Genomic DNA, 22518 nt, shown 5'->3' with positions numbered 1-22518 from the left:
TTTACTTGTAGTTAAGAATCCATCATTTTTGTAAAACGCGAGAAGAGATAACTGGCATCGTGCGGACCGGGGGATGCCTCCGGATGATACTGCACGGAAAAAATGGGATACTCCCGATGTTGTATCCCTTCCAGTGTGTCGTCATTTAGGTTAACATGTGTAATGTCAACGCTGTTTGGCAGTGAGTCGATGTCAACGCAGAATCCGTGGTTTTGTGAAGTAATTTCAACCCGATCGGTCTCAAGATGCTTAACGGGTTGATTTGCGCCGCGATGTCCAAACTTGAGTTTGAACGTTTTTCCGCCGAGGGCAAGCCCTAAAAGTTGATGCCCCAAACAGATGCCGAACAGCGGTTTTTTGCCCATCAACCCTTGTATTGTCTCAATCGCATAGTCGACTGGCATTGGATCACCCGGACCGTTTGATAAGAACACGCCATCTGGTGCCGCGGCGAGAATCTCTTCAGCGGTTGTCTTTGCGGGCACAACTTGGACTTCGCATCCGTGTTCTGTCAGTTGACGCAAGATATTATATTTAATACCGAAATCGAGAGCTACAACCCGGTATTTTGGATCGACGTTGTTATTCGCTTGATGCTGCCATGCGTAGGGATTCGGGCATGTCACGCGTTGCACCAAGTCCCAACCGACCAAACCGTGCCACGCTTTGGCTTTTGATACCAGAGACTCAGGGTTCATATCTTCTGTGGAAAGGCAGCCGTTCATGACCCCGTGTACCCGGAGACGACGGGTGAGTGCCCGGGTGTCTATCCCTTGAATACCAATGATATCGTGTTCGGCAAGGTAGGTATCTAAACTCCATTTTGAACGCCAATTGCTGTGGTAAGCACTGTATTCGCGAACGACAAATCCCTCTACTTGTGGGCCGATGGATTCAACATCTGCTTCGTTGCATCCGTAATTGCCAATCAACGGGTATGTCATTGTGACGATTTGCCCTTTGTAAGAAGGATCGGTCAAAACTTCCTGATAACCCGTCATACTGGTATTAAAGACGACCTCGCCAGTGGTTTCACCCGTCGCGCCAAACTGTTCGCCCTCAAAAACTGTTCCATCGGCTAATGCCAAAATTGCTTTCATTTTTCTAATTTTCCTTGCGGTTCGTTCAGGCGGGTTGCGTGAGGAACAACCTCTCCGTATATCCGCCTGCGCCGTTGTTGCAGGCTACACGCTTTTTTATTATCACTTGGGTTACACTCCTATTCTGCTGCCTGCCCGGAGTGTCATCGCCTGCCAGCCTTTAAGTTCCCATCCATCGAAAGGTGTGTTTTGACTTTTTGAACGAGATTTTGTTACGTCAACCCGATTAACCGAATCAACATCGATGATGGTGACATCTCCGACTGCGCCAGGGGACAGTGTCCCGCGGTCGATGCCGAGGATATTTGCCGGGGTTGAGGTTATTTTCGCAATTGCCTCCATCAACGTAAGATGTCCTGGCTCGACGAGATATGTAAACACAAGGGGTAGAGACGTTTCCAAGCCGATAATTCCGTTAGGCGCATTGAGCATACCTTCTGCTTTTTCCGAAGGCGCGTGCGGCGCGTGGTCGGTCGCGATTGCGTCAATTGTTCCGTCCCCTAAACCTTCGAGGACTGCGTCAATATCGGTCTGTGTACGTAGGGGTGGATGCATCCTTGCATTCGTTCCCTGTTTCTCCACCTCTGCATCGGTGAGGATCCAGTGGTGTGGACAGGCCTCGGCGGTCAGATGAACGCCACGGTCTTTGCCTTGGCGGACTAACTCGACGGCACCGGCTGTGCTCACATGAAGCACGTGGAGATGTCCACCTGTCATCTCTGCTAACATGATGTCACGTGCTACGATGATGTCCTCCGCGGCATTTGGGCTGCCGGTGAGACCTAACTTTCGGGAAGTCTCTCCGAGATTCATGACGGCGCCTGCATTGAGATTGTGATCTTCACAGTGAACCATAATTGGGAAACCGAGTTCTGCGCTCAAGGCGAGTGCATCGCGCATAAGTGCAGCATTCATAACGGTAACGCCGTCGTCGCTGAAACCAACTGCACCGGCGGAACGCATCCCACGCATATCAGTGAGTTCATTACCGGCGAGGTCCTTGGTAATACTACCGAAAGGAAATACGTTGGTTGCTGCGGTTTCTTCTGCGATGTCGTAAATCTGCTCAATCTTTTTAGGTGTGTCTATCACCGGTGATGTATTCGCCATACAAGCAACTGACGTGAATCCACCTGCTGCTGCAGCTGCTGTCCCGGTAGCGATCGTCTCTTTATGTTCAAATCCGGGTTCACGGAGATGGACATGCATATCAATCAAGCCGGGTGCAACAATTAAACCCGTTGCGTCGTAAACATCCGTAGTCGTAGGTTTGGAAATCTTTTCCTTACCATCGACTCGAACGATTCTGCCATCAGTGATAAGCAGATCACCAACTTCATCAATATTATTCGTTGGATCAATGATATGCCCATTAGTAATAAATGCGTCGCTCATTCATCCTCTTTTTCGTATATTGTCGCTGCGTCTGTGCCATGCTCTTCGGCAAGCTGCACCCGAATGAATTCTTTTTGGGAGGTGGGAACATTTTTGCCAACGTAGTCAGCAGCAATCGGCAATTCACGATGCCCTCTATCAATCAGGGTTGCCAGTTGGATTGCTGCAGGTCTGCCAAAATCCATCAGGGCATCCATTGCGGCACGAACCGTGCGTCCTGTATAGAGCACCTCATCTACCAAGATAACCCGCTTGCCTGTAACGTCAAATGGCAGTTCAGTGCTATTAACTTGGATTTGGGTTTCATAGAGATTGAGGTCATCGCGATAGAGTGTGACATCGATAGCGCCAACATCCACTTCAATATTTTCGATGTACTCCAAATTTGCGGCAATGCGGTGGGCAATAATATCGCCTCGACTTTTAACACCAACGAGTACAAGATCTCCAATGTGCTTATGATTCTGCTCTAAAATCTCGTGAGCGATTCTGAGCAAGGCACGACGCATTTCTTCAGCGTTCATGACTTGTGCTTTTTCGCGCATTTCTATTTCTTTTCCTGTGTCGGTTTATAGCGTTATTTTAACAAATAAAAAACCTCTCCCGTCTAATGTGACGAGAAAGGCAACATCCCAGTCGATTCCGATTTACAATTTCGATTCAAAATATAATCATGCATCCTTTTTTCAACCTCTCTGGATTGGATTAAAAAGGGTTCCTTGATAACGACGCTCCAGTTCTTAATATTATACCATATTTATATTTTAATTGCAAAATTTTTTGTATGCTTGTCAGATTATACTATCCCAGAAATACTATGCCTTCTGCTCTACCATACTTGCGAGGATGCCGAGGATTTTGTCGCACTCGTGAATTGAGTAGAATTCGGTATCAATATAAAGAGTTTGCCTTTCCAATTTGAGAAAGAGCCATTCTGTTCCAGAAGTGGTCGCCCCGTAGATGCAAGGTATATCATTTCCATTTTCCTTGTTAAAGCGTTGTGCGGCGATCATCTCGGCAACGCACTGACCGAGTCCTACTGTCAGGTCATCCTTCTTTGCCTCAACAAGAATGATGATAGGTGTCTCTAAAACGAACCGTGCCGGAGACAAACTTATTAAAAAATCGCAGACCCCTGTCAATCCGTTTTCGGCATCAACGTTAAAGTCAATCCCGGAAAAAACGCCGATCTGTCTATCAAATTGCTCGCGAAGTTCTATGAGTACATTAGCGATAATCAGTTCGGATTTCGCCTTTTCCGTGTTGACGGCGAGAGCTACCTGCATATTTCGTTCCAATACGGCTGTGAGTACCGAACTTGGCGTTTTTGGCTCTACGTGGGCAAAGAGGTTTACCGATTCAACTGTTTCTACTATCTGAAACGCCTTCTTTACTTCGCTTAAGGTAAAGTTGCTATATGCCATTGAGACACTTCCTATCCTTCGTTACGCTTTTTGTTCCACCATACTTGCGAGGATGCCGAGGATTTTGTCGCACTGCGCGATTTGGTAGACTGTTATATCAATGTGCAGTTTCTGTCCTTCCAATTTGAGAAATCGCCAATCTGTTCCCGAAGTGGTGGCGCCATAAACACAAGGTATATCATTTCCTTTTTCAGCATTAAAGCGTTGTGCGGCGATCATTTCAGCAATGCACTGCCCGAGGCCTGCTGTCAAGTCTTCCTTCTTTGCTTCAACAAGGATAATGACAGGTGCCTCTAAAGACAGCTGGTCTGGCGATCTACTGATTAGGAAATCACATACACCGGTCAACCCTGCTTCGGTATCAACATTGAATTCAATACCGGAAAAGAGACTGATATGTTCCCTAAAACGCTCAAGGAGTTCAAACAAGACATCGGCGACAATCAGTTCTGATCGTGCTTTTTCTGTGCCTATTGCGGCGGCTACTGGTACCTTTTTTGCCAAGACTGTTGTGAGAAGTTCACTCGGACTTATTGGTTCTATCTTGGAAAAGATACCTATGGCCTGAGTTGTTTCTAACTGAAATTCTTTTCGCACTGTCTCTAATGTAAAATTGCTGTAAGCCATTTGTTAGAACCTCCACACTTTCTTACGCGTTCTGCTCTACCATACTTGCGAGGATACCGAGGATTTTGTCGCACTGCGCGATTTGGTAGACTGTTATATCAATAGACAGACGGTTGCCTTTTAATTTGAGAAATTTCCACTCTGTCCCTGTTGTGGCGGCACCATAAACATGGGAAAGGTCATTCCCTTTCTCAGCGTTAAAACGTTGTGCTGCGATCATCTCAGCAACACACTGCCCTAACCCAGGTGCTGGGTCTTCTTTCTTTGCCTCAACAAGGACAATAACGGGTGCCCGTAAAAAAGATTGCATCGGCGATAAACTGATTAAGAAGTCGCAGACCCCCGTCAATCCATTTTCAGCATCAACATTAAAATCGATGCCAGAAAAGAGGCTGATGCGACGCTCGAATTTCTCACGGAGTTCAATGAGAATATTGGCGACAATCAGTTCTGACCGTGCTTTCTCTGTATTTACAGCTGCGGCTACCGGTACCTTTTTTTTTAACTCTACCATGAGTTCGGCACTGGGTTCTATGGGTTCTATGTTTGCAAAGATGTCTATAGATTCAGTCGCTTCCAATTGAAACGTTGTTAGCACTTCTTCTAAGGTCCAATTGCTATACGCCATTTCTAAAACCTCCATACTTCTTACGCGTTCTGCTCTACCATACTTGCGAGGATCCCGAGAATCTTATCACACTGTCCAATGGAATAGACTGCGCTATCAATCTGGAGCTGCTGTGCTTCCAATTTGAGAAAGTGCCACATTGTGCCCGTAGTGGCAGTTCCATAAATACAGGGAAGGTCATTTCCTCTTTCAGCATTGAAATGTTGCGCTGCAAGCATCTCTGCAACACATTGACCGAAACCAGTCGTCGGTTCGTCTCTCTTTGCCTCAACGAGGACGATAATAGGGGCCTCTAAATGAAATTGCGTAGGTGAAAGACTTATCAAGAAATCACAGACCCCTGTCAAACCCTTTTCCGCATCAACGCTGAAGTCAATGCCTGAAAAGAGACTAATCCGCTGCGTGAAATGCTCGCGGAGTTCGAGTAGTACATTGGTGACGATCATTTCTGACTTTGCCTTTTCTGTGCCGATAGCAAGTGCTAAGGGCACGTTGCGTGCCAAGGTGGTGGTGAGGTACTCACTGGGTGTCACAGGCTCTATTTTTGAAGAAATATCTGCGGCTTCATCAGTTTCCAGTTGAAATGTCTTCCGAACTGATTCTAATGTAAAATTGCTGTATGCCATTTGTTAGAACCTCCTTTCAAAGCATTAAAACAATAGACTCTGATCTGGTATGTCCAATTTTTTATTTTCGGGCACGTGAATGCTCCAGTTACGATTCTGAGAGTACCTCCGAGGACTCATGCCCTTCATCGTGTACGACGCGATAGCAGGGAAACTCGTATGATAATTGTCAAAGAATTCAGGGCTCGAATAGATTTGCATTTAACCCTCAAACCAAAAGTCGTACCAATAGTGGTCATGGGTATGTAGTGGGAGGTTGCGAGTGTGTCCCCTCAACGAGACAGAGCTGTTGAGAAGGTGTCAATCCAAGAAAGTCAATGCTTTTTTTTGGATTTCCAGTGCCAGCGTCAACCGTCCAACGAGTTGCTCAAGTTGAGCGATTCGCTCCGCTGACTCCCTTGACGGAAACCTATCTTCCGATTCAAAGAAGGTTTCAGCATTTTCAAGAAGTTGGCGTTTCCACGTTGAGACTTGGGTTTCGCTGAGGTTATGATGCCGACACAGTTCCGCTTGGGAGCTTTCACCGCGAAGTGCCTCAAGCACAACTGCTGCTTTAAACTTAGGCGTGAGTTTTCTTCGTTTCACCATCGGAATGCTCCTTTCAAATACAGATTATCATTGTAGCACGATCTTATATGAGAGAGTGGTCTAAATTTCCGGTGGCAGTACAATATATCCGCGTCCTACCCTATACCGTCCCCTGAATAGCATTGATTTTTCACTCTGCAGTCTCCTTAAAAAGGGCATCAAAATCGGCAGCCAACGCTTTAGATCGGTCGGTATGGACCTGAATCATGAGGCGTACTTTTTTTTTCGCTTTCTTTTCTTGATTGGCAAGATCTTTGAGTATCTGGATACGTGCCTTCAAATCTTTTCTGCCTTCATCCGTCTGTCTGGCAAGGTGTTCGCGAAGGCGTTGTATCTCCTGCCGACACATCTTGAGTTGCGTATCATGTTTTTCCGATCTTTCCCGAAGCATGTCTATCTCGGCGTTCAGAGTCGTAGTCAGCTTGATGATCTGATCGAGACGGTTCTTTTCGTCCAATGAAACCTCTGAATCCCCTACAGGGGTGTCAGCGTGTGGAAGTTCTTTCGTCTCACACCCACAAATCAAGATACACAGAAATAGAAAAAATAAAAACTGAAGTTTCGCGAGAGTCCCCTGAACAAGTAACATTTTTTAGACACCTTCTGCGATGGGATCTCCCCATGGATGATACAATTTCGGAAAAATCTAATGGGAATCTAACTTATATTCTCTCATCATTTGCTAAACCGCACCAGCCATCCTCTGGTCATTTGATACTATTTTACGATCAGCATTTTGCGAGTAGCGGAAAAATCTTTTGCGGTAAGCGTATAAAAGTAAATTCCGCTACTGACGTGTTCGCCAATTTCATTTTTACCATCCCAATATGCCGCACGCCTTTTGTCTTGATAGATACCCATAGGCTTGTGTCCTAACGCTAAATTCCGAACACGTGTGCCGTCCACCGCATAGATCGTTACGGAAACATCTGCGGGGACTGAGAGTTGATAGGGTATCCACGTTTCAGGATTGAACGGATTGGGAAAGTTTGGCAAAAGGGCAGTCTTTTTAGGTATCAACGCTACGAGGAGTTGTTGTAAAAATAGGATACCGCGTTGTGAATGCATATCCGTGAGATTCAATCGCTGCGCGGCGGATAACCACTGTTTGACCTCTGTAGCAGTGAGCATTTCTAAAGCTTGCAGATGTAGAGAAGGGGCGGAGGCACTTGTCCCCAATGCTCCAGCGACCAAGACGAGATCCGCAATATTGACCTGTCCATCACCGTTCACATCTGCAGCATTCTGTCCTGTCTTGCCAAGGTTTGAAGCAACTAATACCAAATCCGCAATGTTAACAGTGCCATCACTGTTGACATCTGCTTTGAGTTTAGTGGGTTCGGTTATTTCAGCGTTTTCAATCTGAGGCGCGAATGTTTCGCCTGTGCTGTTGGTGAGAAGGACATCAGATACTGTCAAAGTAGATGCCTGCACTGCGATGACTTCAAAGGTGAGCGTAGCGAGGGTGCCGTCACCGTTGCTTTCGCCTGCCAGAGATACGGCGTTGAGTTTCACAAGATTCCCTTCCAAAATCGGAGGGACAAAGAATGCGCCATCAGGCAGATAATCACTGTTAAGACTTTCGACATAACGGAGCGCCGTGTCGTCGAACTGCACAGTTGCTTGGTAACCTGCGACATTTTCGCCGTTAGCAATTTTTAGGGACAACTTGAGCCGTTGACCAATATTGGGAGACGGCACACGCATAGGCAAAAGACTCACCATATCTGATCGGTTTCCTGTATCGTTAGCGGATTGTGTCGTTTGTAAGAACGTTGCAACGCTTGTTTTCATTATCAAATTGATTTCAGCTTTGTTCAATGCCTTGGAGAAGACTGCGTAATCGTCTATTAAACCGAAAAAGTTGTGATCAGTGGTGAACCTACTACCAATGAGGTAAGCGGTGTTCCCGCCATCCGTTTCTTGAAAATCTGTCTCAGTGACCTTCTCTCCATCAACATAGATCCTAAATTTATCACCATCGTTTGTGACGGCTACGTGTAACCATGTATCGACTTCAAAGAGGCCGGGCTCGGTCTCACAGAGGTCTCCCCATGACCATACCCCATCGATTCGTCCACGCCAAGAGATGATTCCTGCGTCTTCAATAATGAATAAGGTGTTAGTGCCGGCTCCCGCCGCGGCTCCCGTCGGTAAACTCCGCCAAACGTATCCGTAATTAGTTCCAGTTTTTGGATAAACCCAAACAGCAAGTGTGAATGGGTCCGCTTTGAAAAGGTCGCCGTGGAGTGAGTCGGAGGCATTCATTTTGACATAGGCACCGTTATTGAGTGCTATTGCATCTCCAAATTTGCCTTCAACATAGTTTGTTGTACCTATTATTTGACCGTGGTTGCCATTTCCAGAGGCATCCTCTGAGTTCCTGTCAAAGGGGTAGTATGCCACCAAATCCGAGGCAGCGTTGACATCCGCATCTATCTTTTGACTCTCATCGTGCAATACGCTCTCTTTGTGTTTAGGAGGAAGTGTAAAAGGTTTATTTGGGAAATCATACATCCAATTACCGTGAACATCCATGAAGTAATATCCAATACGCTTGCCTCTTAAAACATCTTCAGGAATATCTGTAAAAACAACATCTTCAATATGGGAATCTCCATCAAAAAACTGCCAACCAATAACCCACGAATCCACTTCAGCATAGACAGATGCAACGCCATCGTTATCAGGGTCTCTCACAGATGCGCGAAATTCGATGTCGTTATTTTCCAGACGTTTCGCGCCACGAAATGTCGTGAGTCGCGGTGCAAAATTATTCCGAAACCCTGCACCCACATTGAAATGACGGAGTTTTGATAACCAGCGTGCCTCTGCCGCAACAAGATCATCCCCGTTGCCGCTATTATTCATTATGTAAGCACCAGGGGTATAACGCACGCCTCGTTCAAAAAGCAGATGTGACAATCCAAAAGTATGTCCTAATTCATGCCGCAAAATATTTTCTACCCGGTTTCTCCGCAACTCAACACTCATCGCATACCCCGAATACTCTGGATGCCCATTCCCGTGAAATCCCGCAAAAGGTCTTGGCACTGCAAGACCCGTTGCCCCACCGCGCATCAGTTCCACCCCCGCGAGCACAACAGCATAGATCGTTTGCTTATCCTCGAACCCCTTACGCTCTAATTCAGGGATTAAGAGGTCCAACACCGATTCCGTTGCATAACGCGCTTTATTGTGTCGGCCCTTTATATGATGAACAACAACTTTACCTGTTCGATCCAGTTCCAATTTAAACGTTTTCGGGCCAAATCCATGACGTTCTATTTCAGAGCGGTATGTCTCTTGAATAGACTTCATCAGCTCGTCAAAGTCCAACAGATCCGATCTATTTTCGCTGTCGGCAGGTTGAAAATAAACAACTTTCACTTGATAGGCTTCACTCTCGGAAACAACACAGACCATGAGAAAGCAGAGAAAAATCATAAAAAGCATCCTACCCTCCATTTGAGTGCCGATGTTGTCGTCTTGTAGATTTTCACCGTCGCTGGTGGCGTTCGTCTGGAAATCAGAAGTCCAACGACTGTGCGGGTAAACACGAGCGTAAAAGCGAGAACGCCTCTGATTTTTGGGTTTCTTGACATGAGAGGCTCTTTTTTGTCAACGCTCATAAAACGACAGAGATTCATAAAATGACCGATGCGGTCTCTTGCTTCATGTATTTCGTCGCGTAATCTACTCTTACCAAAGCCGTAACCTTCTTAGATACGGCGGAAAGATTATCCGTACTCTGTTCGGAAATACCACTTGCATCTCCAGCGCGCACGCTGAAAACGCCCTGACGCGCCGCACGGAGCGGCCCGAGTTCACGCCGCTCCCTTCAGCTAACGTTTTGGCACGTTCCCGCGCATCCTGCATCGCTGCTATCAGCAACTGACTCTTTAGCGCATCGACTTGTGTATAATAGTAATTCGGCATTCCTGAACGTAGGTCTATGCCCTCTCTGAGCAGCGAAGCACGGGTTTTGGCTTGTAGTGTAAACTTATTTTTGGAATCTACTATAATAATCTGATGGGACATGCGTATATCCCACAGTGCATCTGTAACGAGGTAATCCGCATTTCATCCTCATTCTAATGGCGCGAATACCTCTGGGTTTGATTTGATTACTGTGATCGACGAATCCTAACCCGCCCAGGAGAGATAACACTGAAAGCCTCCAGCAATTGGGTGCCTTGATTCGCAAAAATGGTTGAAATGCTTCTCGCTTTTGCATGCTTGGATAAACCATCAAGGCGAATGAGAACGACTCCTGCATGGATACGTCCCTGACGGAAGACAATCTCACCGAAGTCTTTATCTTCTGTAATCAGTAACGCCTCATTTTGGTTGGCTTGTGCTAATACAGTTTCATCGTCAATACTTGGTGCAAACTCAGCAACGTATAAAACGTTATGTCCATCCTGTCGAAGTGTGTCTACAATAAGTTTGTCAACGTTTTCATCTACAATGAGATTCATGGCGTTTGTTCTGAAATAGGATAAACGACATCAGCGCGAAGGGCTTGCGCCGCAAAACGAAAAGCTGCACGGATACCTTCCTCTGTTAAGCGCGGATACGCCTCAAGCAATTGCTCGATCGTTTCACCTGCCGCGAACTTCTCCAAAATCAACTCAACAGGGATACGAGTTCCAGTAATAACAGGTTTTCCCATCATGATAGATGGATGCGATTGGATCCATTTCGTATCCATTTTACTTTCTCCTTTCAACGAAATGTCTAAAAAACCTAATTTCTGACATGAGTTTGATCAATACGTTGGACAACCCACTCCCGAATTAGATTGGCCGGAGATATTCCGCGCGACTTGGCAAGTGTTTTGATAACCTCAAATTCTTCAGAATCCAATTGAACAGAAACGAGGGAATCAAAAACGACTTCTTCGGATCCTGGTTTTTCGCTCGGCGGGTCCACGAACTTGTATTTACCTGATTTCCGCATTTCGGTTTCCAGTTCTTGATAATACGCGACCAATCGGCCAAGATCATGTCCAAATTCTTCGGAGATTTTTCGCCGCATTTCGCGAACTTCTTCCATTATACTGCATTCCATAATCTTCTTGCTTCCCATTTTAGTCAGTACCTCCAAAATAATCCAAAGGGGTTGTTAATTCAGGTGTAGGCAAACCCAATTCATGATTAATTCCTTGAATGAGATAAATTTTATCGGTTCCTCCATAGACTTTCCATGAATATTATACCACTATTAACATCAGAATTCATGAAAAATAGAATGGTGCTCTATTCATCCTGCACAGCACTGATTTCATCTTCCGAAATCTTGTGAACGCTTTTCGGGTTGAAGGTCTGTGTTGTATCAACGCGCAGAGCAACCTCAATCCTGCCACCTGTCAACACAAAGAATTGGATCAGGAAACCACCTCCCTGCATCGATTCAACCTGATATTCTTCTTCGTCAAGGTCTCCGAGCCATGACGGTAGAGATTCCTCAAATTTCGGATGCGAGAGGACATCCTCTGGTAACGCGATAATCAGGGTACCGGGATCGTCACCGATTGCATCGCCGATGACCTCACGTTTCGCCACCATAAACGGCACAACACAATTAGCATATTCAAAGTCATCAGCAGTCGTGCGCTCAGGTGGCACGAGTCCCCATGTCAAGTGATGGATAAATGGGTTCCCATAGCCTTGGCTAAGCATGTGTTGGAGTGCTGGTTTGTCAACAGGATGCACAACGGCGACGTAGTCGAACCACCCTTCGCTGTGTGCGGGGCTATCTGCGGGTAATTGCGCCGAGACGTTAATGTAATCGTAACCGTCAACGGGGGATGGATAACACCGTGCATCCCAGCCATTGACATAACCGAGTCGTTTCAGACCGTCGGCAACGAGGTGGGGGGGATCACAGAAAATCGCGGCATGATCCATGTTCGGATGAATTTCTACGCCTGCTCCGGTGACGCGCTCGGCAACATCAGTCGCTTCTGTGAATCGGAGGTTAGCATTTTCAATTGTCAAATAATCAGCAAAATTTGTTGGTAGTGTAATAAGGTGTTCCATGGGTTACCTCCGTTTCATAGGGGTGTTTAGTGGGACAGACGGAGTTGCAAGTTGCCGTTACGTTTTCCGCATTAAGAGGGAATGATTTAGACAATTTAATTTTAACAAAAATTGTGTTCATAAGCAAACACTATTTTGCATTTGCAAAAAGTACAGGTTGTTGATAATATAGATATACTACGGGCGATGAATCGCCCGACTACAAACAGATGAGGGGAAATTGATGAGAAAAAATACCTTTCGAGAACTACTCAACGCTGATAAACCCACTGTTGGCACCCATATCCATACCACTTGGCCCTCCATTGTTGAGGCGATTGGGCATACAGGGTTGTACGATTATGTCGAATTTGTAGGGGAGTACGGTCCATTTGATTTACACGATCTGGATAACTTGTGCCGGGCAGCTGAGCTTCACAACATCTCGACCATGATTAAGGTTGATCAAGAGCCGCGCGGCTTCATCGCACAGCGGGCAATCGGCTCTGGCTTCCAGAGCGTCCTTTATGCAGATTGTCAGAATGTTGAAGATGTCAAAGAATGCGTTCGCATCACGCGCGCCGATACACCTGAAGATGGCGGCAGTTATGGTGTGGCGACCCGCCGATTTTCCTATATGGGCTATGGCGGGGGGCCAGAATACGTCCAAGCCCTCCGTGATGTTGTCAATGTCATTATGATAGAGAAAAAAGGCACCGTCGAAAATCTGGAAGAGGTACTGTCTGTTGAAGGCGTTGATATGATTCAGTGGGGCGGTTCAGATTATTCTATGAGTATCGGGAAAGTCGGTCAGCGCGGTGCCCCTGAAATTCAGGACGCACACGATAAAGTGTTTAAAACGGCTGTAAAGATGGGGGTGCCACCGCGGGCTGAGATCGGAAGTGCTGACGACGCGAAACGCTATCTTGATATGGGAGTCCGACATTTCTGCATCGGCACGGATATTTCCATTCTCTACAGTTGGTGGCGAGAGAATGGTGACGGGTTACGGAAGGCTATTGAGGGACATTAGAGCAGTCGTCAGGTCGCTTCGCTTTCAGCATTGTCCCGCAAGTCCACACGCGACTTGCGTAGGTGTTCCGCTGCGCTCCACTTTCAGCAATACCAAGAGATTTTTCTTTAAAGGACAGTCTCTTTACTGACTGCTGACCGCTGAAAGGGTTGCGTAGCAACCTTTCCTGACTGCTGACCGCTGACGGCTACTAAAGCATTGCTTGCATTTTTTCTGCGACCCAATCTACAGCGACATCAATCATCGCTTGTCCTTTCTCAACAGTCGCTAACTTGGCTTGATGGTGATATTCCCGATCGGCTTTCGCTTGTCCTTCGTTAGAGATGGTGAGCTTCGCGCTGTCGTAATCTACACCGTTCCAATCAACATTTTCGACAAAAGCGGCAAGTGCAAACGCCGTCTCAAACTCCGCTGCGTGTCCGGGACAGATTCCCGATTCCATCTGCGCTTTGACCAGTTCTTCGGTGTATGCTTCCCAATAGGAGTGGAACGCGATATTAATGCCCAGTTTTTCCCGATAGCCGTCTAATCGCTCATGTACTGGACCTGAGTTGCCTGCATGCCCGTTGACAATCAGGATGTTGTCAATGCCGTGCCGACGCATGCTATCGGCGACATCGTATAGTACCTCGCCAAAGACTTCCGGACGGAGCGTGAGAGTCCCCTTATGATCCATCCAGTGTTCGGATACACCGATCGCTAAAGGGGTTGTTACGATAACTTGTGGGAACAACTTTTCGGCGGCTAATTTGGAGACATACACTGCGCTTTGTGTATCATGATACATCGCTAAGTGTTCGTTGTGTTGTTCCGTACTTCCTGTGGGGATAATCGCGCCTTTAAGGGTACCCGCATCGATCGCCTCACGGACATAACGCCGTTGGTTTTCCCAAAGTAACACGGATTTGATTTCAGACATTGTCTAACTGACCTCCATATTTGGTTGGATATGTAGAAAAAAATAATTTTCCTACCGTTACACTACTTCTATTTATAGTAATGTTTAGAATTAATTAGACACTCTGCACCGGCGAGGTTAGAAACCTCGCCTACCAGGGGAGAAGAGGCGAGGTTAGAAACCTCGCCTACCAGGGGAGCGGAGAGTGTCTCTTTATTTTTTGGTTTTACTATAAATCTCAAGTGTGCTAAGAATTTTGATATTGTGCCAATGTTCTTCGGATAGCCGCAATTCCGTCTTCCATATACGCTCGGTTTGGTGGAAGATAGTCTTGTAGGCTTTCCCAGTCGTATTCGTTCTGTGTCGCGTCGTCGTTTTTGAAAAGAATTTTGGTGCCGTAATCTCGGATTTCATTGATTGCCCATTCATAGATATAGAAGCCGAAAATATCTGCGTGTAGGGCAACGTCGTTCTTTCTTTTTGTGAGATACCGTTCCAGAACCACCTCAAACCGTTCACCGGTGAAAGAGACTAAATCTTTTTCAGGTGGACCTAAGGAGACTCCATCCCAATCAATCAGATAGAGTTGATTGTCAGTATCCAGAATGAGGTTGCCAGGTGTCGGATCGCCGTGTGTAATGACAAATGGCGTTTGTAGTGTCTCTGATGAACGTCCGAGGCTATCGTATCTTTCAATTGCTTGTAGAATCTCTGATTTATGCTGTGTGAGTGCTTTGAGGAGCTGCTTCTGATATTGATTCTGGGGCGATATCTTTTTCGCAGGTGCTTCAAGGACTGTGTTGAGTTCATGCCGCGCGGGTAAATCATACTTTGCGATTGTGAGGTGATTGGATGCAATTGTCTCTGGACATCCGTGAATTGTCGCGAGTAGTGCTCCTGTTTCTGATAATTCTGCATCAGTAAAATCTTTTCCGACTTTCCACAAGTCCCAACGGCTTTTACCTTCAATGAATGGGAATAGCGAAACACGGAAATTGTGCCACGGAATACTGAGTTCACCTTCCTGCGTCTTCAGAGGCGCGACAACACCAAGTATATTACATCTGTGCCGTAAGAGGGACGCTACGTGCAAACGACTATTTGGCACCGAAGTTGAGGCTTTAGCGAAGTATTTTTCGCCTGTCTCAGCCACAGTAATATAGCCGTAACTGTCTTCGCCTTCCGGGAAAAAGGTTATCGAATGTAAAGGTAAACCATAAGCGGTGCTGAGGTTTTGTAGTAATTCTGTTTTATTGAAGGCGTTGTCAACTTTCATATCTAAATTTCTCGAAATAACTGTCAATTTCCGGTCTTAACTCAATACCTGCTATTTCAAAGGCATCCAATAGGTCTGTGTAGGTTCCTTCTCCTCCGATAAAATTCCAAAGTTCTTCTGCTATCAGAATGTCATACTGTAGATCGAACATTCCTCTCAGCGTCCACCGTTTGTATGGTTCTGGCTCATACAGATTGTAAGGAAGACCAATTATTGTATTTAACGTGAGTTTAATAAAAGTAGGATGTCGGGTTTCGCTACTGCTATTTAGGCAGCAAATGCCTTAAAAAACGACATATTTGTCCAAGTTATAAGGTTTTTCGTGTATATTTACCGCTCTACCTGGGGGAAACACCCAAGCAAAAACACCTACGATTTTATTTTCAAGTTCACGTTATTTACATCTACCTTTGGATCTCGTGCTAATTCAGCAGCAGTCCATTCCTTTTCTCTTTGAAGTGGAATATCGTCTCAGAATACGCTGCCTCTCGATTTTTTTCGGTTCGATTCAAGACGGGTCGCTTGTGTTGGTTGACGATGTGCATTCCAGCGATTTCAGCGATAGTGGGATACATATTAAACTTATCATTTGCGACAACAAAAACATCGTAATCGTCAACTAAAAACCGCTTACAGTTTTTGAAGACTTCTGCCACACCGAGAGTGTATGATTCTCTTGCTTCTCGTCCTTTTCCTCTAAATAGGGGGCCGATTTCTAATTCATCTAAACGTTTGAACCCAAAGAGATCATAGGCGTAGGCGTGCTGCTCGTGGTAGTTAATGAGTCCAACATACGGTGGACTTGTGAAGATACCCTTGATTCGTTGTTTTTGGACAATCTCTGCGAATTGTGGATTTTCCTGTCTCAACATTATAGGGATGTCAGTCGTCCGCGAGTCCCCAGTTATACAATATTGAAAAGTATCTGTTTTTAATTTGCTGAATGCAATCCATCTTTGGACACTATCTTTGCAATATCGATCCCACCATCCTAAGATAGAAAATAGTGGTTTGCAGACTTTCCCATGTTTTCGGCAATAGTAGGTAGTTGTTACCGGTTTTCGCAATGTGCCTAAATCTGCGTGTGTTGTGGCTCTGCCAGAACGAATCGTCCGGCTTAAGATGAGCATCAAGGCTCTTTGTGTTGAGGGATCTTCCACTTTGCGAATTTCGTTGTAGACAAAATCAATCTCCGCCCTGACTCCGGGGAGATACCACTGTTTCATAAAGCGGGCGGAGTCGCTTGGCATCTGTGTATCGATTTTATACTCAGCGACGAGTTTATGATATATTTCCAAAAAAGCAGCTTCTTTCTCAGCCCCGTACTGCTTCTGGTTGATTTCACCCGACCTGACTTGGCGTTTGAAAGAGATTGGAAAATATTGATTATTGAAGTCCGTCAGCAGTGCTGCGAGTTTAGATTCAAATTCGACCACCCCAGATGTAGCAACGAGATTTTTAAGGGCTGTCGTAATTTTTTGGCTTTCTTCATACAAGTGGGTAAAATCATACACTGCCACCTTGCCATTGCTAATGAAAGCGTTAAAAGCGGAAACGTCAATGCCAATTGCGTGCATACCCAATTCGTTTGCTTGGACTAAGGTCGTCCCGCTCCCGCAAAATGGATCAAGCACGATATCGCCCGGTTGAAAATAAACATCTCGCTTAAAGTTGTCGGTGTGTCGGTCTAAAAAATAGGCAACCAATTGGGGGATAAATTTGCCTTTATACGGATGCAGCCTGTGAACGTGTTTTGTTGTTTCTGCCTCTTTAACCTTTTCAAAAGCCAACGTCCAATTTAAATCGTCACCGAGTTCATCTTTCCATCGCGCCTCTCTATGATTCCAGCTGTAGTAATCTACCAGACTTTGCTTATGAATCAACGTTACGCCATTGCTAACAACCGACTCAATTCTCCCATATTGGATTAAATAGGAGATATTTGACGGAGTAACGTTTTTCTTCAGGTGTTCGGAAGCCCATTTACTTGCCTGTTTGAGGGTCAAGAGCATTTTCTAATATTTATCCTCTCAGTCTGTTCCAGATGTTTCCACTTTCTGGAGGGTTACCTTGCTAGGATTACTTAACTCCAAGGTTTTCGCGATGTTTCCCATGTTAATCGCGATTTTGAAACGTTGTGTTGAGGTCGAGAACCGTCCCAGATAATCCCCTTCAGGAACGTCTCCATAGTTTTCAACGTATTTTATCTGAATCTTCTGCCCTGTTGCAAACGCTGCTTCAAGCGTGTCTCCAAGTTTCCAGCCGCGTTCGGTAAACGGCGCGATTACCAAATCAGTCACAGCGTTACCGTGGTCATCAATTTCGGTAATTATCGCAGTGAGCGATGTCAGTTGAGAGGACTCCGGCGCACTCGTTTTTTGACTGCATCCAATAAGGAATACTGTTGTCATAAGTGTGCCTATAAGTGCTAACTTCCAATAATGCAAGCAGGATTGATAATAGAATTTCATTACACTACCTCCGTAAATTTTTTAAAACTGCCTTAAGTATAGTGGAATAGCAGGCAAATGTCAAGCAGAAGTAACAGGACAATTTGGGTTGACATATAAGCAGGTTTGTGGTATCTTCTTTTTCGCATGAGTTTCTTCATGGAAGATAAAGAGTTGATACCATCGGCGATTGAAAGATCGCTTATTAGCAAAGTAGTTTTACTATAAAATTGAAGTGTTGGAGATGAATATGTCAAAAAAAATGAGTCTTTATAATAGATTTTCAAGACCTGTCCATTTCATCGGAATCTTGATTCTGTCATTTACAATCCTGTTGAGTTTTTCAAGTTGTGAAAAAGTACAGATGCCGATGATACCAGATGCCAGGGGCCCAGATGCAGAACCACTCACAGTGATGACCTACAACGTTTATGTCGGCGGCAGTGTAGGGACGGTTTTGTCCGTGCAGAATCTATTACAGGTTCCGACAGAAGTTGCGAACGTGTACGATAGCGTCATAGCCTCCGATTTTCCAGGACGCGCCGCAGCGATCGCCAAATCTATAAAACCGTATCGGCCGCACCTTATCGGCTTACAAGAGGTCTCGCTCATTCGCACGCAAAACCCAGGTGATCGGATTGCCGGTGGGACGGTTCCTGCTGAAGATGTCGTCATAGACTTTCTACAAGTCTTGATGGATGCACTTCAAGCAGAAGGTTTAGACTATAAAATCGCTGCCCAGGTCCAAAACGTTGATGTTGAAATGCCAATGTTCGCGGAGACCGGCATTGTAGATGCTCGCTTAACCGATTCTGATGTAATTTTGGCGCGCGGTGATGTTGCTGTATCGCGTCCTGTCGCTGCAAATTATACCAGCACGCTGACAATTGAGATGCTCGCTCTTGAAATTCCAAGAGGGTACGCTGCCGTAGATGCGACCGTTAACGGGGTCACGTATCGTTTTGTAAACACACACTTAGAGGCGTTCTCACCGGAATTGCGAGTTGCGCAAATGCAAGAACTCGTGGATATCCTGAGCGACGAAACCTTACCGGTTATTGTATTAGGGGACTTCAATACAAGAGCACCTAACGGCGCTGCTTATCAAATTTTGCTATCGGCGGGATATATTGATATTTGGCAGATGGATTCCGAGGGAACTGGCAACACTTGTTGTCAGGACGACAACCTCCTGAATGAAGTAAGTGACCACTCTGTCCGAATTGACCAGATTTTCGTCCGTAATTTGGAGCTGCCTGCTTCTGTTATGACACATACTATAGGGGATAAACCTTCTGATCGGTTAGCCTCTGGGTTATGGCCCTCCGATCATGCGGGGGTCGTTGCACAGTTCGCGTTTGAGTAATCGAAGATGGTCGGGTTCCCTAAAAAAACGCCAGTTTGATAAAACTTTGATAATAAAAGCGGTCTTTCGGGGAAAATTAATTCCGCGCTTCAGGTGTAACTGTCAACTTCATCCGTGTTCCGTCTCGTAGGACAACAACTTCGATCGGGACACCAATTTTCACAGCGTCAAGTGCATAAGTGTAGTCGTAGATGTTGGTAATTGCCTGTCCACCGAATTCAACGATGATGTCACCACCCTTTAGACCGGCTTTATCGGCGGGACCTCCTACACGGACACCGGAGAGTTTGACACCAGTGCCTTCGGTTGTGTAGTCAGGGATTGTGCCAAGATATGCACGCAGTGTGTCCCGGCTCCCTTCCTCTGATTGACTCCGCTCAACTCGAACGTATTCAGGACGTTCAGTGGCACTGATTAAATCTGAAATGATGCCGTGTGCCAATTTAGATATCCGATCAAGCCCTTCATAATTAAGTGTTTCTATGTCATCGGTTGGACGGTTGTAGTCCTCGTGCCCACCCGTGAAGAAACTGAGCACCGGCACCTCTTTGGGATAGAACGCCGTCACATCTGTCGGCAAATACGGATCCGCTTGTAGGGTCAAGTTGAAGCCTATCGGAATATTACGCTTTTCAATCAGTTTCGTCCACACCGAAGATGAACCGACCCCTTGCAAGATAAGTTTATTGTCACGGAGCCGTCCGACCATATCAAAGTTGAGATACGCCGCGACTTTTTCTAAAGGGACCGTTGGATGGTTGACAAAGTGCGTAGAGCCAATAAGTCCGAGTTCCTCTCCCGACCAGAGTGCGAAGATAATGCCTCTACGAAACTTCTCTGGGTGTTCTTGGTACGCCTCACTGAGCGTTGCTGCCAATTCTAAGACGACAGCCGTGCCGGAAGCGTTGTCATCTGCGCCGTTGTGAATTTGCCCTTCCTCGCCTTTCCGCGCAAGTGAACCGATTTCACCGTGACCGATATGGTCATAGTGAGCACCAACGATGACGTACTCGGTGTTATCTGTAGATTCTGATGGTGGGAGGAGTGCAACCACGTTCTGATCGGTTTTCTTCACTTTCTCAACCGAAACGACGATTTTCACGTTGACATCGGGTAACGGAAACTGCCCAACGAAATGTGGGTTTTCCACATCAAGCCCCGACTGAATTTCTTTTAGGTCTTTACCAGAGAGTGCAAAGAGTGCCTTCGCGACGGTATCGCTTATTGAGGCGGCAACAATGCCGGAATCTGCGAGGCTACTGTCAAAATCGAGTGGGATCAATTTGCCAGCGTTTGGCGAATTCGGACCGGCAACGACGAGAAATGCTTTTGCTCCCTGCTCCCGCGCCTGCATCGCTTTATAGCGGAGTCCGGCATAGCGATTCAATTGTTGACGACGTTCCGGTGCAACCCCTTCAGGAACATAACGAAAGGCAACAACGATTTTGTCTTGGACATCCAGTCCGGCGTAAGCGTCATAACCTTCACCTAACTCGCCAGGGACGGTTAATCCATACCCAACAAAGACCACCTCACCTTCAACAACCCCGTTCCGCGAAAAAGAAAGCGGCTGAAAATCTTGTTCCACGCTGAATTCTATCACCTGTTCGGAACCGTGCATCTGGCGTGTGATATGAAATCGGTTCTCTTCGGCGATAATCCGCCTACCCGCAGTGAACTCGAACTTTTGAAAGTAGCTCTGTTCGTCGGCAATAGGTTTGAGATTGAGTGCTTCAAACTGGGTGGCGATGTGTTCCGCTGCGCGCTTCGCACCCTCTGAACCCGTCATCCTGCCTTCCAGCGCATCATCCGCAAGGAATTCAATATGCTGTCGGATGTTTGTTTTGTTGGAGGGTTTAGGGTTGGAAACTCGTTTTCCTATCGTGTGCACAAGTGAATTTTGGCGTTTGGGTGCTGCGGTAATTGCCGCCACTGCAGCTTCGTGATTCCATGCTGCGAGATAAAGCTGCGAAACCTCTTGGCTGTTTCGATTGGAGGTCCAACAGAGACGCTTCCCGTCTGGTGAGAAAACGGGGAGTCCGTCAAATCCATCGGTTGAAGTGACTCGGATGGGTTCGTGCCTGCCGCTCGCGTCAACGAGATATAATTCAAAATTGGAAAAACCGAGTTTGTTAGATGCGAAAATAACGTAGGCGCCGCTCGGATGGAAGTAAGGTGCCCAGGACATACTCTCGAAATCCGTCAGCCGTTGGACGTTTGAGCCGTCTATCCGCATCGTGTAGATGTCTGCCTGACTTCCATCGGGTGTGAAGTGTCGCCAGACGATATGTTGACCATCGGGTGTGAAGAAGGGACCGCCATCGTATCCGGGTGCGTCTGTTAAGCGTGTCTGATTTGAGCCATCGGCATTCATAATATAAATTTCACCGAAATATGCGGGATCAACTTCCAGTTGCTTCAGTTCTTTCGGAGAAAGTTGGCTTTTCGGATATGCGTCCCGAAGTGAACAGAAAACGATACGTTCACCATCAGGCGAATACGATGCTTCAGCGTCGTAGCCGGGTGCGTTTGTTAGCTGCTTGAGGTTACTGCCATCTCGATTTGCCGAGAAAATGTCCATCGCTGCATCGTAATCCCAACTGTAGCGACGTTCTTTTCCGGATGCTCGAAATTTTAGCTCTTCTTCTTGTTTCGCCTTCGCGAAAGGGTCGTGATGCGTTGAAGCGTAAAGCACTTCGTCGGTCCCTGGGCGGAAAAAGGCACAGGTTGTCTTACCAATACCGGAGGAGACGCGATGTGTATCACCGGTCAGTAGGTCTAAAAAATAGATCTGATAAAAGGGGTTATCAGGTTCACGTTCACTTTGGAAGATGAGTGCGTTACCGTCTTCGGAAAAATAACCTTCGCCAGCGCGCTTTCCGTCATAAGTGAGTTGTCGGATATTGCTGAGAAATTGGGGTTCCGCAGCAGCATGGGTCTCTATTTCATTTGCGTCGGTGTGCTGTGTCGCGACATCGCCCGTTAAGGAAACGACAAGGAGTATCGCACAGAGCAGTCCGATTGATTTGATGCAACGCATTTCAATCCCTCCGATTTTTGGTATAGTCTTCTACCCTAAAGTTC

At 46.3% G+C, this 22518-nt stretch carries 24 protein-coding genes; 2 read left to right on the top strand and 22 right to left on the bottom strand.

All coding sequences use genetic code 11. The features are described 5' to 3' along the window. Positions 1 to 11 precede the first annotated feature (11 nt). The 16 genes from carA to OXN25_04060 form a co-directional block, all read right to left on the bottom strand. On the bottom strand, positions 12 to 1100 hold the full coding sequence (gene carA / locus OXN25_04135; protein ID MDE0424044.1) for a glutamine-hydrolyzing carbamoyl-phosphate synthase small subunit: 1089 nt from the start codon (positions 1098 to 1100) through the stop codon (positions 12 to 14). 111 nt (positions 1101 to 1211) lie between these two features. Next, positions 1212 to 2495, bottom strand: coding sequence for a dihydroorotase (locus OXN25_04130; protein MDE0424043.1), 1284 nt, complete (start codon positions 2493 to 2495; stop codon positions 1212 to 1214). Continuing rightward, entirely contained in the window at positions 2492 to 3040 is a 549-nt protein-coding gene (gene pyrR / locus OXN25_04125; GenBank protein ID MDE0424042.1) for a bifunctional pyr operon transcriptional regulator/uracil phosphoribosyltransferase PyrR, read from the bottom strand. Before pyrR ends, OXN25_04130 begins: the two co-directional genes overlap by 4 nt. Before the next feature lie 270 nt (positions 3041 to 3310). After that, positions 3311 to 3919 (bottom strand): hypothetical protein, encoded by a 609-nt coding sequence (locus OXN25_04120; protein MDE0424041.1) that lies wholly within the window; start codon positions 3917 to 3919, stop codon positions 3311 to 3313. 21 nt (positions 3920 to 3940) lie between these two features. Then, positions 3941 to 4546 carry a hypothetical protein gene (locus tag OXN25_04115; GenBank protein ID MDE0424040.1) on the bottom strand — a complete coding sequence of 202 codons (606 nt, stop codon included), beginning with the start codon at positions 4544 to 4546 and terminating at the stop codon, positions 3941 to 3943. Positions 4547 to 4568: 22 nt separating this feature from the next. Beyond that, positions 4569 to 5174: a hypothetical protein gene (locus tag OXN25_04110; GenBank protein MDE0424039.1), complete on the bottom strand. Its 606-nt coding sequence runs from the start codon at positions 5172 to 5174 to the stop codon at positions 4569 to 4571. A gap of 20 nt (positions 5175 to 5194) precedes the next feature. Next, positions 5195 to 5800 carry a hypothetical protein gene (locus OXN25_04105; protein MDE0424038.1) on the bottom strand — a complete coding sequence of 202 codons (606 nt, stop codon included), beginning with the start codon at positions 5798 to 5800 and terminating at the stop codon, positions 5195 to 5197. A 300-nt stretch (positions 5801 to 6100) separates the two neighbouring features. Further along, complete coding sequence (locus tag OXN25_04100; GenBank protein MDE0424037.1) at positions 6101 to 6388, bottom strand: transposase; 288 nt, start codon at positions 6386 to 6388, stop codon at positions 6101 to 6103. A 130-nt stretch (positions 6389 to 6518) separates the two neighbouring features. Further along, positions 6519 to 6977: a hypothetical protein gene (locus tag OXN25_04095; GenBank protein MDE0424036.1), complete on the bottom strand. Its 459-nt coding sequence runs from the start codon at positions 6975 to 6977 to the stop codon at positions 6519 to 6521. A 128-nt stretch (positions 6978 to 7105) separates the two neighbouring features. Continuing rightward, a complete protein-coding gene (locus tag OXN25_04090) occupies positions 7106 to 9844 on the bottom strand; it encodes a dockerin type I domain-containing protein (GenBank protein MDE0424035.1) in 2739 nt (912 codons plus the stop codon). Beyond that, the gene (locus OXN25_04085) at positions 9832 to 9993 is read right to left on the bottom strand and encodes a hypothetical protein (GenBank protein ID MDE0424034.1); all 162 of its coding nucleotides are present in this window, start codon (positions 9991 to 9993) and stop codon (positions 9832 to 9834) included. Before OXN25_04085 ends, OXN25_04090 begins: the two co-directional genes overlap by 13 nt. A gap of 97 nt (positions 9994 to 10090) precedes the next feature. After that, positions 10091 to 10429 carry a hypothetical protein gene (locus OXN25_04080; protein MDE0424033.1) on the bottom strand — a complete coding sequence of 113 codons (339 nt, stop codon included), beginning with the start codon at positions 10427 to 10429 and terminating at the stop codon, positions 10091 to 10093. 86 nt (positions 10430 to 10515) lie between these two features. Beyond that, positions 10516 to 10869, bottom strand: a complete 354-nt coding sequence (locus tag OXN25_04075; GenBank protein MDE0424032.1) for a DUF5615 family PIN-like protein — start codon at positions 10867 to 10869, stop codon at positions 10516 to 10518. Next, entirely contained in the window at positions 10866 to 11102 is a 237-nt protein-coding gene (locus OXN25_04070; protein ID MDE0424031.1) for a DUF433 domain-containing protein, read from the bottom strand. The genes OXN25_04075 and OXN25_04070 overlap by 4 nt, the downstream gene beginning before the upstream one ends. A gap of 35 nt (positions 11103 to 11137) precedes the next feature. Then, the gene (locus tag OXN25_04065; GenBank protein MDE0424030.1) at positions 11138 to 11479 is read right to left on the bottom strand and encodes a hypothetical protein; all 342 of its coding nucleotides are present in this window, start codon (positions 11477 to 11479) and stop codon (positions 11138 to 11140) included. Positions 11480 to 11649: 170 nt separating this feature from the next. Then, positions 11650 to 12432 (bottom strand): hypothetical protein, encoded by a 783-nt coding sequence (locus tag OXN25_04060; protein MDE0424029.1) that lies wholly within the window; start codon positions 12430 to 12432, stop codon positions 11650 to 11652. A 223-nt stretch (positions 12433 to 12655) separates the two neighbouring features. On the opposite strand from OXN25_04060, the gene OXN25_04055 reads away from it, so the two are divergent. Continuing rightward, on the top strand, positions 12656 to 13444 hold the full coding sequence (locus tag OXN25_04055) for an aldolase/citrate lyase family protein (GenBank protein MDE0424028.1): 789 nt from the start codon (positions 12656 to 12658) through the stop codon (positions 13442 to 13444). Positions 13445 to 13634: 190 nt separating this feature from the next. Here the strand turns inward: OXN25_04055 and OXN25_04050 are convergent, their stop codons facing one another. From OXN25_04050 to OXN25_04030, 5 genes are all read right to left on the bottom strand, one after another. After that, entirely contained in the window at positions 13635 to 14363 is a 729-nt protein-coding gene (locus OXN25_04050; GenBank protein MDE0424027.1) for a creatininase family protein, read from the bottom strand. Positions 14364 to 14589: 226 nt separating this feature from the next. After that, a complete protein-coding gene (locus OXN25_04045) occupies positions 14590 to 15618 on the bottom strand; it encodes an aminoglycoside phosphotransferase family protein (protein ID MDE0424026.1) in 1029 nt (342 codons plus the stop codon). Next, positions 15608 to 15829 (bottom strand): TdeIII family type II restriction endonuclease, encoded by a 222-nt coding sequence (locus OXN25_04040; GenBank protein ID MDE0424025.1) that lies wholly within the window; start codon positions 15827 to 15829, stop codon positions 15608 to 15610. The genes OXN25_04045 and OXN25_04040 overlap by 11 nt, the downstream gene beginning before the upstream one ends. Positions 15830 to 16040: 211 nt before the next feature. Next, positions 16041 to 17630 carry a DNA methyltransferase gene (locus tag OXN25_04035; protein MDE0424024.1) on the bottom strand — a complete coding sequence of 530 codons (1590 nt, stop codon included), beginning with the start codon at positions 17628 to 17630 and terminating at the stop codon, positions 16041 to 16043. Between the two features lie 18 nt (positions 17631 to 17648). Further along, a complete protein-coding gene (locus OXN25_04030; GenBank protein ID MDE0424023.1) occupies positions 17649 to 18089 on the bottom strand; it encodes an SAM-dependent chlorinase/fluorinase in 441 nt (146 codons plus the stop codon). A gap of 229 nt (positions 18090 to 18318) precedes the next feature. Here OXN25_04030 and OXN25_04025 point away from each other — a divergent pair, with 229 nt between their 5' ends. Beyond that, positions 18319 to 19434 (top strand): endonuclease/exonuclease/phosphatase family protein, encoded by a 1116-nt coding sequence (locus OXN25_04025; protein ID MDE0424022.1) that lies wholly within the window; start codon positions 18319 to 18321, stop codon positions 19432 to 19434. A 76-nt stretch (positions 19435 to 19510) separates the two neighbouring features. Here the strand turns inward: OXN25_04025 and OXN25_04020 are convergent, their stop codons facing one another. Continuing rightward, entirely contained in the window at positions 19511 to 22474 is a 2964-nt protein-coding gene (locus tag OXN25_04020; GenBank protein ID MDE0424021.1) for a M28 family peptidase, read from the bottom strand. Positions 22475 to 22518 lie beyond the last annotated feature (44 nt).

The organism is Candidatus Poribacteria bacterium (genome assembly GCA_028820845.1).
Classification (GTDB): domain Bacteria; phylum Poribacteria; class WGA-4E; order WGA-4E; family WGA-3G; genus WGA-3G.
This window is presented reverse-complemented; position numbering and strand designations above follow the sequence as displayed.

Bases quoted from the DNA above. Each gene is read 5' to 3' on its own strand.
- OXN25_04030 (MDE0424023.1), bottom strand. From the start codon at position 18,089: ATGAAATTCTATTATCAATCCTGCTTGCATTATTGGAAGTTAGCACTT.
- pyrR (MDE0424042.1), bottom strand. From the start codon at position 3,040: ATGCGCGAAAAAGCACAAGTCATGAACGCTGAAGAAATGCGTCGTGCC.
- OXN25_04075 (MDE0424032.1), bottom strand. From the start codon at position 10,869: ATGAATCTCATTGTAGATGAAAACGTTGACAAACTTATTGTAGACACA.
- carA (MDE0424044.1), bottom strand. From the start codon at position 1,100: ATGAAAGCAATTTTGGCATTAGCCGATGGAACAGTTTTTGAGGGCGAA.
- OXN25_04110 (MDE0424039.1), bottom strand. From the start codon at position 5,174: ATGGCGTATAGCAATTGGACCTTAGAAGAAGTGCTAACAACGTTTCAA.
- OXN25_04055 (MDE0424028.1), top strand. From the start codon at position 12,656: ATGAGAAAAAATACCTTTCGAGAACTACTCAACGCTGATAAACCCACT.
- OXN25_04105 (MDE0424038.1), bottom strand. From the start codon at position 5,800: ATGGCATACAGCAATTTTACATTAGAATCAGTTCGGAAGACATTTCAA.
- OXN25_04115 (MDE0424040.1), bottom strand. From the start codon at position 4,546: ATGGCTTACAGCAATTTTACATTAGAGACAGTGCGAAAAGAATTTCAG.
- OXN25_04025 (MDE0424022.1), top strand. From the start codon at position 18,319: ATGTCAAAAAAAATGAGTCTTTATAATAGATTTTCAAGACCTGTCCAT.
- OXN25_04065 (MDE0424030.1), bottom strand. From the start codon at position 11,479: ATGGGAAGCAAGAAGATTATGGAATGCAGTATAATGGAAGAAGTTCGC.
- OXN25_04020 (MDE0424021.1), bottom strand. From the start codon at position 22,474: ATGCGTTGCATCAAATCAATCGGACTGCTCTGTGCGATACTCCTTGTC.
- OXN25_04045 (MDE0424026.1), bottom strand. From the start codon at position 15,618: ATGAAAGTTGACAACGCCTTCAATAAAACAGAATTACTACAAAACCTC.
- OXN25_04120 (MDE0424041.1), bottom strand. From the start codon at position 3,919: ATGGCATATAGCAACTTTACCTTAAGCGAAGTAAAGAAGGCGTTTCAG.
- OXN25_04085 (MDE0424034.1), bottom strand. From the start codon at position 9,993: ATGTCAAGAAACCCAAAAATCAGAGGCGTTCTCGCTTTTACGCTCGTG.
- OXN25_04070 (MDE0424031.1), bottom strand. From the start codon at position 11,102: ATGGATACGAAATGGATCCAATCGCATCCATCTATCATGATGGGAAAA.
- OXN25_04090 (MDE0424035.1), bottom strand. From the start codon at position 9,844: ATGCTTTTTATGATTTTTCTCTGCTTTCTCATGGTCTGTGTTGTTTCC.
- OXN25_04130 (MDE0424043.1), bottom strand. From the start codon at position 2,495: ATGAGCGACGCATTTATTACTAATGGGCATATCATTGATCCAACGAAT.
- OXN25_04100 (MDE0424037.1), bottom strand. From the start codon at position 6,388: ATGGTGAAACGAAGAAAACTCACGCCTAAGTTTAAAGCAGCAGTTGTG.
- OXN25_04095 (MDE0424036.1), bottom strand. From the start codon at position 6,977: ATGTTACTTGTTCAGGGGACTCTCGCGAAACTTCAGTTTTTATTTTTT.
- OXN25_04050 (MDE0424027.1), bottom strand. From the start codon at position 14,363: ATGTCTGAAATCAAATCCGTGTTACTTTGGGAAAACCAACGGCGTTAT.
- OXN25_04080 (MDE0424033.1), bottom strand. From the start codon at position 10,429: ATGTCCCATCAGATTATTATAGTAGATTCCAAAAATAAGTTTACACTA.
- OXN25_04060 (MDE0424029.1), bottom strand. From the start codon at position 12,432: ATGGAACACCTTATTACACTACCAACAAATTTTGCTGATTATTTGACA.
- OXN25_04035 (MDE0424024.1), bottom strand. From the start codon at position 17,630: ATGCTCTTGACCCTCAAACAGGCAAGTAAATGGGCTTCCGAACACCTG.